Raw genomic sequence first — 12,130 nt, forward strand, 5'->3', positions numbered from 1 at the left:
GGGCGGTCCGGGGCCGGGGGACAATGGGCGGGTGATCGTGCTCGCCGCCACCCCCATCGGAAACCTCGGCGACGCCAGCCGCCGCCTGATCGAGACGCTCTCGAACGCCGAGGTCGTCGCCGCCGAGGACACGCGCACCGCGATCCACCTCATGCGTGCCCTGGGCGTCGAGAACCGCCCCCGCCTGATCGCCCTGCACGAGCACAACGAGCGCGAGAAGGCGGGCGAGATCGTCGAGCTGGCCCGCTCCTCCGACGTGGTCGTGCTCACCGACGCCGGCATGCCCGCCATCAGCGACCCCGGGTTCCCGCTCGTCGAGGCGGCCGCGGCCGCGGGAGTCACCGTCACGGCGATCCCCGGCCCGTCCGCGGTGCTCACCGCGCTCGCCGTCTCGGGGCTGCCCACCGACCGCTTCAGCTTCGAGGGCTTCCTTCCGCGGAAGCAGGGCGACCGGCTGCGCGTGCTGGGCGCGCTCGCCGACGAGCGGCGCACCATGGTGTTCTTCGAGTCGCCGCACCGCCTGGCCGATTCGCTCGGTGACCTCGTGACGGCCCTCGGGGCCTCGCGTCGCGTCGTCGTCTGCCGCGAGCTGACCAAACTGCACGAAGAGGTGCGCCGCGGCAGCGCGGCCGAGCTCGCCGAGTGGGCGGCCGAAGGCGTCCGAGGCGAGATCTGCCTCGTGGTCGAGGGCGCCCCCGAGCGCGTCGTCGACCTCGCCGCCGGGCTCGTGCAGGTGCAGGCCCTCGTCGCCGACGGCACCCGCCTCAAAGAGGCCACCGCCGACGTGGCCGCCGCCACGGGTCTGTCGAGGCGCGACCTCTACCAGGCCGCCCTCGCCGCCCGCCCGCCCCGCGCGTAGGGCGTGGCGTACCCCGCCCAGCCCGGCGGGTGCAAGCTCGGAGGAGGCGCGTGCCCGGCGGAGGCGCGGCCCACCACGAGCAGGAGGTACGACATGAAGGCGGTCCGTTTCGAGCAGTACGGCGACATCGACGAGCTGAAGGTCGAGCAGGTGGCGAAGCCCGAGGCGGGTGCCGGCCAGGTCGTGGTCGCCGTCAAGGCGGCGGGCCTGAACCCCGGTGAGGCGGCCATCCGCGCCGGACTGATGCACGACGCGTTCCCCGCGGCGTTCCCGTCGGGGCAGGGGACCGACTTCGCCGGCGTGGTCGACGAGGTCGGCGCGGGCGTCGACGAGTGGTCCGTCGGTGACGAGGTCGTCGGGTGGGCGAACCGGTCCTCGCACGCCGAGTTCGTCGTCGTCGACCACGACGAACTCGTGGCGAAGCCCGAGAACGTGCCGTGGGAGGTCGCGGGCAGCATCAGCGTGACCGGACCCACCGCCTACGCCGCGCTGCGTGCCGTGCAGGCCACCGAGGGCGACACGATCGTCGTCTCCGCCGCGGCCGGCGGCGTCGGCGTGATGGTGTCGCAGCTCGCCGTCCTCGGCGGGCTCACCGTGATCGGCACGGCGAGCGAGCGCAACCACGACTTCCTGCGGCAGCTCGGCGTCACGCCCGTGGAGTACGGCGACGGCGTCGTCGACCGCATCCGCGAGGCCGCCCCCCAGGGCGTGGACGCGTTCGTGGACTGCTTCGGCCAGGGAAACGTCGGGTACGCCCTCGAGCTCGGCGTCGCGCCGCAGCGCATCGACACGATCATCGACTTCGCTGCCGTCGAGCAGCACGGCGTCAAGGCCGAGGGCAGCGCCCAGGCGACGTCGCAGGCCGTGCTGTCCGAGCTGCTCGAGCTGATCTCGACCAACAAGATCATGGTGCCGATCGACGGGATCTTCCCCCTCGACGACGTCAAGGACGCCTACCGCGACCTCGAGGACGGCCACGCCCGGGGCAAGTACGTGCTCGGCATGGACGTCGTCGAGTACCCGGGCGAGCACGCCGGCGAGCGGGCCGGCTCCGACGACCGCACCGAGGAGCACGACGCGACCTGACCGGTCGACGCGACCCGCGCCTCCTCGTCCCCGACGGCGGACGCAGGAGGCGCGGGTCGCGTCATCACGTCGGTGCCCCCACCTAAGATGGTCCCCATGCCCGCCGGCGACTCCTTCTTCATCGCAACGCCCATCTTCTACGTCAACGACGTGCCGCACATCGGTCACGCCTACACCGAGGTCGCAGCCGACGTGCTCGCCCGGTGGCACCGTCAGCGGGGTGACGACGCCTGGCTGCTGACCGGCACCGACGAGCACGGTCAGAAGATCCTGCGCACCGCCACGAGCCACGGCGTGACTCCGCAAGAGTGGGCCGACAAGCTCGTCACCGAGTCCTGGAAGCCCCTGCTGAAGACCGTCGACATCGCCAACGACGACTTCATCCGCACGACCGACGCCCGCCACGAGGCCGGCGTGCAGAAGTTCCTGCAGAAGCTCTACGACGACGGCTTCATCTACCAGGGCGAGTTCGAGGGCTTCTACTGCGTCGGCTGCGAAGAGTACAAGCAGCCGAGCGACCTGGTGCCCGGCACCGGCGCCTACGAGGGCGAGCAGGTCTGCGCGATCCACAGCATCCCGGTCGAGGTGCTGCAAGAGAGCAACTACTTCTTCCGCATGAGCGACTTCGAGCAGCGACTGCTCGACCTCTACGAGGCCCAGCCCGACTTCGTGCAGCCCGACTCGGTGCGCAACGAGGTCGTCTCGTTCGTCAAGCAGGGTCTGCGCGACCTCTCGATCTCGCGACAGAGCTTCGACTGGGGCGTCAAGGTGCCCTGGGACGAGAAGCACGTCGTCTACGTGTGGTTCGACGCCCTGCTCAACTACGTCACGGCGATCGGCTACGGCGTCGACGACGACGAGTTCCAGCGGCGCTGGCCGGCGGTGCAGCTCGTCGGGAAAGACATCGTGCGGTTCCACGCCGTCATCTGGCCCGCCATGCTCATGGCGGCCGGGCTGCCGGTGCCGAAGAACGTCTTCGGTCACGGCTGGCTGCTGGTCGGCGGCGAGAAGATGTCGAAGTCGAAGCTCACGGGCATCGCCCCGCAGCAGATCACCGACGTCTTCGGGGCCGACGCGTTCCGCTACTACTTCATGCGCGCCATCACCTTCGGCCAGGACGGCAACTTCAGCTGGGAAGACATCGCGGCCCGCTACCAGGCCGAGCTGGCCAACGGGTTCGGCAACCTGGCCTCGCGCGTCGTGGCCATGATCACCCGGTACTTCGACGGCACCGTCCCCGTCGCCGGCGACCTGACCGAGGCCGACCTCGCCGTGCGCGAGACCGAGCTGCGCGTCACGGCCGAGGCCGACGCGGCGATCGACCGCTTCGCCATCAACGAGGCCTTGGCCTCCATCTGGCAGCTCGTCGACCAGCTGAACGGCTACATCACCGAGCAAGAGCCCTGGGCCATCGCGAAGGACTCGTCGCAGCGCGAGCGTCTCGCGACCGTCCTCGCCACGGCCCTGCGGGGTCTCGGCACCCTCACCGTGCTGCTGTCGCCCTTCATCCCGACGGCCACGCACACCCTGTGGCAGTCGATCGGCCAGGGCGAGCTGACCAGCCAGCCCGTCGACCGGGCGGCCGAGTGGTCCAGCGCTCCCGAGGTCCAGCCGCTCGCCGCCGGACTCTTCCCGCGCATCGAACAGCCCGAGCCCGCGGCATGAGCGACGACACGTCAGGTGACGGCGTGACCGGCGGCCCGGGCGGCGGAGGCGCGACCGCAGGTGGCCCGGCGGCGCACGTCCGACACCGCTCGTCGGGCGCGGACGGCCAGAAGCGCGACCTGACCTACCCCGCGCCTCCTCAGCCCCTCGTCGTCCCGGTCTACGACAACCACACGCACCTCGAGATCGCCGACGGCGTCGGAGACGACGGTGACGGCCCCCTCGACTACCGCGAGCACCTCGACCGGGCCTCGGCCGTCGGCGTCCGCGGCGTCGTGCAGGTCGGCACCGACCTCGAGACGTCCCGCTGGTCGGCCGAGATCGCCAGCCGCGAGCCCCGCGTGCTCGCCGCCGTCGCGATCCACCCGAACGAGGCGCCGGCCCTCGCCGCCGCGGGCACCCTCGACGACGCCCTCACCGAGCTCGACGGGCTCGCCGCCCGCCCACGCGTCCGCGCCGTCGGCGAGACCGGCCTCGACTTCTTCCGCACCGGCGACGACGGTCGCGCGGCCCAGCTCGAGGCCTTCCGCGGCCACATCGAGATCGCCAAGCGCCACGGCCTGGCGCTGCAGATCCACGACCGCGACGCCCACGACGACGTGGTCGACCTGCTGCTCGAGGTGGGCGCTCCCGAACGCACCGTGTTCCACTGCTTCAGCGGCGGGCCCGAGCTGGCGAGCATCCTCGCCGAGAACGGCTGGTACGCGTCCTTCGCCGGCACGGTGACGTTCAAGAACGCCCAGCCCCTGCGTGACGCCCTGGTGCAGCTGCCTCGCAGCCTGATCATGGTCGAGACCGACGCGCCCTACCTGACGCCGGTGCCCTACCGTGGTCGGCCCAACGCGCCGTACCTCATCCCGTTCACGCTGCGGTCGATGGCCGAGACGATCGGCACCGACGTGTCGATGCTCGCCGCCCAGATCTCGTCGACGACCGAGCTCGTCTACGGCACCTGGGACAGCGAACCCGTGACGGTCGAGGGCTGATGTCGCGCGCCACCCTGCTCGGCCCCGCCGAGATCCGCGACCTCGCCGATCTGCTGGGCGTGCAGCCGACCAAGAAGCTCGGGCAGAACTTCGTCCACGACGCCAACACCGTGCGCCGCATCGTTGCCGCGTCGGGCGTCTCGGCCGGCATGACCGTCGTCGAGATCGGCCCCGGTCTCGGCTCGCTCACCCTCGGCCTGCTCGAGGCGGGTGCCAAGGTGGTGGCCGTCGAGATCGACAAGCGCCTCGCCGAGCAGTTGCCGAAGACCGTCGCACAGCTGCAGCCGGCGGCCGACCTCACCGTCGTGGTCGACGACGCCCTGCGCGTGACGACCCTGCCCGACGAGCCCACCCACCTCGTGGCGAACCTGCCGTACAACGTCAGCGTGCCGGTGCTGCTGCACTTCCTCGAACACTTCGGCGGGCTCGAGCACGGGCTCGTCATGGTGCAGTCCGAGGTCGGTCTGCGTCTCGCCGCCGAGCCCGGCTCGAAGGTCTACGGCGGCCCGAGCATCAAGGCCGCGTGGTACGGCGAATTCCGTGCCGCGGGTCAGGTCAGCCGCCAGGTGTTCTGGCCGGTGCCCAACGTCGACAGCATCCTCGTCGCCTTCGACCGCAAGCCGGCCCGGGGCAGCGAACTCGAACGTCGGGCGACGTTCGCCCTCGTCGACGCCGCGTTCCAGCAGCGTCGCAAGATGCTGCGCCAGTCGCTGTCGTCCCTCTACGGTTCGTCCGCCGCGGCGTCCGAGGCCCTCGAGCGAGCCGGTCTCGCTCCGACGCAGCGGGGCGAGCAACTCACCGTCGACGACTTCCTCGCCGTTGCCCGGGTCAGCGATGTCGACGCCCTCGCCGGGGCGTCCGTCGCCGCCGTGCTGCACGCCGACGAGGGCGAGGCCCACGAGGGCGAGGCCCACGAGGGCGAGGCCGACTGAGCCGTGCCCCGACGCAAGAACGGCTCCGGCGGCGTGCCACCCGGCACGGGCGGGGTCGGGCGTGGGCGCGACGAACAGCGGCTCAGCGACGCCCGACTCGGGTCGGGCACGGGGCGCAGTGCGGCCGAGTGGTTCGCGCTGCTCGACGCCGCGGGGGCGGCGCGACTGTCCCACGATCAGATCTCGCGCCTCCTGGTCGACGAGTTCGAGGTCGTGCCGTGGTGGGCCGAGGGGATCACGGTGCGCTACGAACAAGAACACGGCGTCGAGCCGCCGGGGCGTCAGCCCGACGGCAGCTACGCGGTCACCGTCGGCCGCAGCCTTAGGGGTGCACCGCTCGAACTGTTCGACCTCGCCGTCGACCGGTTCGCCCGGTACGCCGGCGGCCCGCCCGAGGTCGTCGCCCGGTCCGCGACGCGTCCGACCGCAGACTGGACCCTCGCGCACGGGGACACGCTGCGCCTCCGGGTGGTGTCGACCGCCGGTCCGAAGTGCTCGGTGTCGTTGACGCAGGGCAGCTTGCGCCTGCCCGAACGGGTGCAGCCCGTGAAAGAGGGGTTGACGCGGGCCTTCGGCGTCATGAGTGATCGCCAGAACTGACTAGGTTGGACGCATGACGTCCGTGGCCGCCCCGACCGTGGTCCACACGCGTGCACCGGGCAAGATCAACGTCTTCCTCGCCGTCGGCGACCTGCAGGACGACGGCTACCACGACCTCGCGACCGCCTACCAGGCCGTGTCGCTCTACGAAGACGTGCGCGCGCGTCACGCCGACGGCTTCACGGTCAGCGTCGCGGGCGGTCCGTCGATCGACGTGTCGGGCGTGCCCACCGACGGGTCCAACCTGGCGATCAAGGCCGCCCGCCTGCTGGCCGAGACGACCGGCTACACGGGCGGCGTCGCACTGACCGTCGACAAGGCGGTGCCCGTGGCCGGCGGCATGGGGGGCGGTTCGGCCGACGCCGCCGCCACGCTGCTCGCGTGCGACACCCTCTGGGGCACCGGCGTCGGTCGTGACGAACTCCTGCGGCTCTCGGCCCGACTCGGGGCCGACGTCCCGTTCGCCTTCGCCGGGGGCACCGCGATCGGCACCGGCCGCGGCGACGAACTCAGCCCGGCCCTGGCGAAGGGGCAGTTCCAGTGGGTCCTGGCCGTGGCCGACGTCGGCCTCTCGACGCCCCGCGTCTACGACGAACTCGACGCCCACCGGCTGCGGCACCAGGGCGAGATCCGGTCGGTGCGGCACCCCGTCGTCGACGCCGGCGTCCTGCAGGCCCTCCGCGCGGGTGACCCGGGTATGCTCGCCGACGCCATGCACAACGACCTCCAGGCGCCCGCCCTGCACCTCCAGCCGGGCCTGGCCGACGTCCTCGAGCTCGGCGAGGGAAACGGCGCCCTGGCGGGCATCGTGTCGGGTTCCGGCCCGACCGTGGCGTTCCTCGCGCCCGACCTCGACGGCGCCCTCGAACTCCAGATCGCCCTGAGCGCCGCCCGCCTCACGGTGGTGCGCGCGACGGGTCCCGTGCACGGCGCCCGCGTCGTCACCGATTGACTCGTTCGCCGCGGGCCCCGAGACCCTAAGAAGTCGCCGAGACCCCCGCGCGCGCACGGGGGTCTCGGCGACTTCGCGGGGTCTCGGTGACTCGCGGGGGTCTCGCGGGCTCAGCGCTCGTACTTGAGCACGTTCGTGCGGGTGAGGTGCCACTCGTCGGCGACGTGGAAGCCCTTCGCGGCGAGGTCGGCGGTGACGCGGGGGCGCCAGTCCTGCTTGTCGCTCGTGATCAGCCAGACGACGTCGAGGTCGTCGGTGCGGTCGATGACGTCCTCGAGCGGGTGCTGGACCTCCCACAGGCCGCCGGTCTCGGCCGCGGGGGTCTCGAGCGTGAAGTCGGACATGCCCTCGAACGCCGCGGGGTAGGTGTTCTCGATGATGCGCGACGTGGCCTTCGGGTGTCGACGCACGGGGCCGAAGACGACGCCCTCGGTCGTTCCGGCGGGCTCGAGGGCGCGCTGCTCGGCGACGAGGTCGGCCACCTGGTTCCAGGCGGCGGAGTCCTTCGCCTCGGGCTGTCGCTGACGCTCCCAGGTCGGGGCGGTGAGCACCAGGGCGAGCAGCAGCACGAGCGCGATGACCCGCCGCCAGGGGATGGCGGCCACCGCGACGGCCATCATGATCGCGACCGCCGGGGTGCCGAAGGTCAGGTAGCGCGGCGAGTAGAGCGGTTCGGTCACGAGCGAGACGCCCACGAGGCCGACCGTGGGCACGATCATCCAGGGCAGGACGACCTCGGCGAGACCCCGGGCGCGGGGCACGAGACCGGCGGCCACGACGACCAGGCTGGCGACCACGAGCATCCAGCCGAAGACGGCGAAACGGTCGTTCTGGTAGAACCACTGCGTCGCCAGCACCTGGTTGATCGTGGCGAAGCTCGGTCGGTCGAGCCAGCCGACCTGGCCGCTCTGCTCGGACGTGAAGTACACGACGGGCAGGCTCGCGAGACCGGCGACGGCCGCGCCGGCGAACCAGCCGAGGAACGAGCCGCGCGCGCCGTGCGGTCCGCCGACGAGCGGGGGCGGGGCCGCGGCGTCGTGCGACCGCGCCACCGACCCGGAGGAGGCGCGGAGGCGGCGCTCCCGTCGCCACTGCACCAGCATGGTGACGCCGTGCCCCACCACGACGAAGGCCACGTACAGGAAGAACAGCACCGAGACGACGGCAAGCACCGCGTAGAGGACCCACCAGCGCACCGCCGACGCCCGGGTGCGGGTCTCGCCCACCTGGGCGGTGCGGCGCGCGGCGGTGACGAGCACGAGGGTCAGGACGACGGCGAACATCGCCGAGAAGGCGTACGAACGGCCCTCGCCGCCCATCCAGGTCACGCGGGGGATCAGGCAGAACAGCAGGCCGGCGACCACGGCCGTCCGGCGGTCGGCCAGGGTGCGCGCCAACACGACCGTGAACGCGGCCGCCAGCCCGGTGACGATCGTGCTGGGCACGCGCAGCGACACGGGTGAGTACGGGAACACGTCGAACCAGAGGTGCATGAACGCGTAGTAGGTGGCGTGCACCAGGTCGACGGTCTGGACCATCTGCCAGAGCTGGCCCCAGCTGCGGGTCGCCGAGATGACCGTCGCGGCCTCGTCGTACCAGACCGAGGGCACCCACAGGAAGGCACCCGAGATCACCGCGGCCAGCAGCCCGATCAGCAGGGCGTCGAGGTGACGCCAGTGCCGGAGGCGCGCGAGGGTCGTGCCCCGACCGGTGTCGGACGTCGTGGGTACAGTGGGCGCGGTCGAACGACGGTCGGCCGGATTCAGGAGGTTCGTCATGTCGTCTCTTCCCCCTCTCGGCGGATCTCGCGCGCGACACGGTGGTGACGCGCACGGGGCGGCCGTGCGCGACGGTGGCGTGCACGGTGCCGACGTGCGCGACGGCGGACACGGCGGCGACCCCGCCGAGGGCGAACGCTACTCGCGAAGCGTGCGCCTGCCGGGGTTCGGTCTGGGCTCCCAGGGGCGCCTGGCGGCGTCGAGGGTGCTGGTGGTCGGGGCCGGCGGGCTGGGCGCGCCGGTCATCCAATATCTCGCAGCCTCGGGTGTGGGAACCCTGGGAATCGTCGACGACGATGCCGTCGATCTGTCGAACCTACAACGCCAGGTGCTGTTCCGCCCCGACCAGCTGGGCTTCCCGAAGGCCCGTGCCGCCGCCGACTGGGTGCGCGCCGCGAACCCCGACGTGACCGTCGTCGCCCACCCGTTCCGCCTGAGCGAACGCACCGCCGACCTGCTCGACGACTACGACCTCGTGGTCGACGGCAGCGACTCGTTCGACACCTGCTACCTCGTGGCCGACGCCGCGGCCGCCCGTGGCCTGCCGGTCGTCTGGGGCAGCGTCAACCGCTGGGACGGCCAGTTCAGCGTCTTCTGGGACGACGCCCCCGACGGCCGGGCGGTCGACTACCGCGACCTCCACCCCGCCCCGCCCGCCTCGGGCTGGGACGAGTCCTGTGCCGACGTCGGCGTGCTGGGGCCGCTGTGCGGCACGGTGGGCACGGGCATGGCGAGCGAGGTCGTCAAGCTGCTGACCGGTCTGGGCGAGCCGTTGCTCGGCCGGGTCGTGACCGTCGACGCCCTGGGCGGCACGTGGCGCGAGAGCCGGTTGGCCCGTGCCCCGCACCGGGTCGAGGCCCGGGCCACGGTGAACGACGCGCGCCGCGCCTCCTCGTCCTCGGTCCCGGGGACGTCGGCGACCACCACCGAGGCACCGGTGCGCGGCCGTCGCGTCGGCCCCGACGTCGACGCCGACGAGCTGTCGACCCTGCTCGGGGCGCGCGCGGCCGGCGACGCCGATTTCACCTTGCTCGACGTGCGCGAGGTCGACGAGCACGACTTCGCCCACATCACCGGTGACGTGCAGGCTCCCGGGTACGGCACGCGCACCCGTCAGCGGCCGGAGCTCGACCCGGCGCAGCGGGTGGTCGTCTACTGCGCCCGAGGTCCCCGGGCCCGCGCCGCGGCCGACCTGCTGGCGGGCGAGGGCTTCGACGTGTCGGTGCTGCACGGCGGCATGCTCGGGTGGCAGCTCGCGCAGGGGGCGCCCACGCGGCCCTAGGTGGGCTGCCGTCAGCCGCCGGCGAAGGGCGGCATGACGTCGATCACCGTGCCGTCGGGGACGAGCTGCTCGCGGTCGCGCGTGGTCAGGCCGTCGACGAGGAACGAGCAGCGCAGCAGCACGTCGCGGAAGTCCGCGGCCGACACGCCCTCGACCGGGCGGACCTCGGTCAGCAGGCGTCCGATGGTCGGGCGTTCGCCCGCGGGCACCTCGACGCGCTGGTCGTCGCGGCCCACGGCGGTGCGGGCGGCGGCGAAGAACCGCAGCGTCGCCGAGACGGGGGTCGAGGCGGCCTCGCCGACGGTGGGGGCGGGGTTCGTGGTCGTCATCTCAGCCTCCGATGGCGCTCATGGTGCGTTCGGGCTGGACGAAGTCCGGGTCGTCGATGCCGTGGCCCGATGGCTTGGCCCACATGGCACCGCGCCAGGCGTCGGCCAGTTCGAGGTCGCTCGCCCCGCTGCGCAGCAGGTCGCGCAGGCCGGTCTCGCCGCCGCTGAAGAGGCAGCTGCGGATGCCGCCCTCGGCAGTCATGCGAGTGCGTCGGCAGTCGGCGCAGAACGGTTCGCTGACCGAGGCGATGATGCCGACCCGCCCGGTCAGGCCGGCGTCGTCGCCGCGGCCGACGGCGTCGAACAGCTCGGCGGGGGCGCCGTCACGCAGGACGTCGGCGGGGCTGAGGTCGAAGCGCGTGGCGATCAGCGAGTGGATGTCCCGAGAGGTGACGAAGGAGGCGCGGTCCCAGCTGCGGTCGGCGTCCAACGGCATCTGCTCGATGAAGCGCAGCTCGTGGCCGCCGCGCAGGGCCCAGGCGAGCAGGTCGGGCGCCTCGTGGTCGTTGATGCCCGGCAGCAGCACCGCGTTGATCTTGACCGGGGTGAGGCCTGCCGCCGCCGCGGCGTCGACCCCGGCGAGCACCTTGTCGAGGAACGGTCGACGCGAGACCTTCATGAACGTCTCGGCGTGCAGCGAGTCGAGCGACACGTTGACCCGGTCGAGGCCGGCGTCGGCGAGGGCCTGGGCGCGGTGAGCCAGGCCGATGGCGTTCGTGGTGAGCGACACCTCGGGCCGCGGGTCGATCGCGGCGACCCGTCGCACGATGTCGATCAGGTCGGCACGCAGCAGCGGCTCGCCACCGGTGAAGCGCACCTGCCGGATGCCGAGGTCACGGACGCCGATGCCGACCAGCCGCACGATCTCGTCGGCGTCCAGCGCCTGTTCACGGGGGAGCGCCGGCAGGCCCTCGGCCGGCATGCAGTACGTGCAGCGCAGGTTGCACTTGTCGGTCAGCGAGACCCGCAGATCGGTCGCGGTCCGACCGAAGCGGTCGAGCAGTCCGGGTGCCACGTCGTTCGTCGGCCGCGGGGGCAGCAGGGCGTCGGCGGAGGCCCGGCCGGGCATGGTGGGCAGTCCGAGCGAGACGGTCATCCGTCGAGGTTAAGCCCGCGAGGCCGAACGTGCGGTGTCCGGGGGAGGCGACCCGCGCCTCCGTTCGCTCACCGGCGCACGGCGCCCGGCGTCGGAGGCTCGTTCGACGACGTCCGCCGGGGGCGCGCGTCCGCGCATTCGGAACTAGGCTCGCTCTCATGACGCAGATACGGATCAAGGATGCCGCGGCGTTCCTCGGCGTGAGCGACGACACGGTGCGTCGCTGGATCGACCTCGGACTGCTCGAGAGCGTGAAGGACGACGCCGGGCGCGGCGTGGTCGACGGCCTCGCGCTCGCGACGCTCGCCCGGAAGAACGCCGTCCTGCCCGCCGACCCGTCCGAGGTGGGGCGCTCGGCACGCAACCGCCTGGTGGGCGTCGTCACCGAGATCACGGCGGACCGGGTCATGGCCCAGGTCGAACTGCAGTGCGGACCCCACCGCATCGTCTCGCTGATGAGCAGCGAGGCCGTCCGCGAGCTGGGCCTCGAGCCCGGCTCGGTGGCCATCGCCGTCGTCAAGGCCACGACGGTCATCATCGAGACCCCCGGCGGGAAGGCCTGACC

General features: G+C 72.5%; 12 protein-coding genes. 9 read left to right on the forward strand and 3 right to left on the reverse strand.

Annotated elements, in window-relative coordinates; genetic code table 11:
- Window positions 1–31: 31 nt before the first annotated feature.
- The 7 genes from rsmI (at window position 32) to ASE87_RS13175 (ending at window position 7,080) form a co-directional block, all read left to right on the forward strand.
- Window positions 32–859 carry a 16S rRNA (cytidine(1402)-2'-O)-methyltransferase gene (gene rsmI, locus ASE87_RS13145; RefSeq protein ID WP_056229101.1) on the forward strand — a complete coding sequence of 276 codons (828 nt, stop codon included), beginning with the start codon at window positions 32–34 and terminating at the stop codon, window positions 857–859.
- Window positions 860–952: 93 nt separating this feature from the next.
- Complete coding sequence (locus tag ASE87_RS13150) at window positions 953–1,945, forward strand: NADP-dependent oxidoreductase (protein ID WP_082452609.1); 993 nt, start codon at window positions 953–955, stop codon at window positions 1,943–1,945.
- A gap of 96 nt (window positions 1,946–2,041) precedes the next feature.
- Window positions 2,042–3,610: a methionine--tRNA ligase gene (gene metG / locus ASE87_RS13155; RefSeq protein ID WP_043593487.1), complete on the forward strand. Its 1,569-nt coding sequence runs from the start codon at window positions 2,042–2,044 to the stop codon at window positions 3,608–3,610.
- A complete protein-coding gene (locus ASE87_RS13160; RefSeq protein ID WP_082452610.1) occupies window positions 3,607–4,596 on the forward strand; it encodes a TatD family hydrolase in 990 nt (329 codons plus the stop codon). Before metG ends, ASE87_RS13160 begins: the two co-directional genes overlap by 4 nt.
- Window positions 4,596–5,528 carry a 16S rRNA (adenine(1518)-N(6)/adenine(1519)-N(6))-dimethyltransferase RsmA gene (gene rsmA / locus ASE87_RS13165; protein WP_082452611.1) on the forward strand — a complete coding sequence of 311 codons (933 nt, stop codon included), beginning with the start codon at window positions 4,596–4,598 and terminating at the stop codon, window positions 5,526–5,528. The genes ASE87_RS13160 and rsmA overlap by 1 nt, the downstream gene beginning before the upstream one ends.
- Window positions 5,529–5,531: 3 nt before the next feature.
- The gene (locus ASE87_RS13170) at window positions 5,532–6,128 is read left to right on the forward strand and encodes a hypothetical protein (RefSeq protein WP_056229103.1); all 597 of its coding nucleotides are present in this window, start codon (window positions 5,532–5,534) and stop codon (window positions 6,126–6,128) included.
- Between the two features lie 13 nt (window positions 6,129–6,141).
- Window positions 6,142–7,080, forward strand: a complete 939-nt coding sequence (locus ASE87_RS13175; protein ID WP_056229106.1) for a 4-(cytidine 5'-diphospho)-2-C-methyl-D-erythritol kinase — start codon at window positions 6,142–6,144, stop codon at window positions 7,078–7,080.
- A 110-nt stretch (window positions 7,081–7,190) separates the two neighbouring features.
- Here ASE87_RS13175 and ASE87_RS13180 read toward each other — a convergent pair whose 3' ends face one another.
- Window positions 7,191–8,858: a glycosyltransferase family 39 protein gene (locus ASE87_RS13180; RefSeq protein WP_056229109.1), complete on the reverse strand. Its 1,668-nt coding sequence runs from the start codon at window positions 8,856–8,858 to the stop codon at window positions 7,191–7,193.
- On the opposite strand from ASE87_RS13180, the gene ASE87_RS13185 reads away from it, so the two are divergent.
- Window positions 8,857–10,140 (forward strand): ThiF family adenylyltransferase, encoded by a 1,284-nt coding sequence (locus tag ASE87_RS13185; RefSeq protein ID WP_082452612.1) that lies wholly within the window; start codon window positions 8,857–8,859, stop codon window positions 10,138–10,140. The genes ASE87_RS13180 and ASE87_RS13185 overlap by 2 nt on opposite strands.
- Before the next feature lie 11 nt (window positions 10,141–10,151).
- Here ASE87_RS13185 and ASE87_RS13190 read toward each other — a convergent pair whose 3' ends face one another.
- Both ASE87_RS13190 and moaA read right to left on the reverse strand, forming a co-directional pair.
- Window positions 10,152–10,469, reverse strand: a complete 318-nt coding sequence (locus ASE87_RS13190) for a MoaD/ThiS family protein (protein WP_056229115.1) — start codon at window positions 10,467–10,469, stop codon at window positions 10,152–10,154.
- 1 nt (window position 10,470) lies between these two features.
- A complete protein-coding gene (moaA, locus tag ASE87_RS13195) occupies window positions 10,471–11,565 on the reverse strand; it encodes a GTP 3',8-cyclase MoaA (RefSeq protein WP_369814013.1) in 1,095 nt (364 codons plus the stop codon).
- Between the two features lie 158 nt (window positions 11,566–11,723).
- Between moaA and ASE87_RS13200 the strand changes: the two genes are divergently transcribed.
- Complete coding sequence (locus ASE87_RS13200; protein ID WP_043593466.1) at window positions 11,724–12,128, forward strand: molybdopterin-binding protein; 405 nt, start codon at window positions 11,724–11,726, stop codon at window positions 12,126–12,128.
- Window positions 12,129–12,130 lie beyond the last annotated feature (2 nt).

Origin of the sequence: Frigoribacterium sp. Leaf44 (genome assembly GCF_001421865.1) — a bacterium.
In the GTDB taxonomy this organism is placed as follows: Bacteria; Actinomycetota; Actinomycetes; order Actinomycetales; family Microbacteriaceae; genus Frigoribacterium.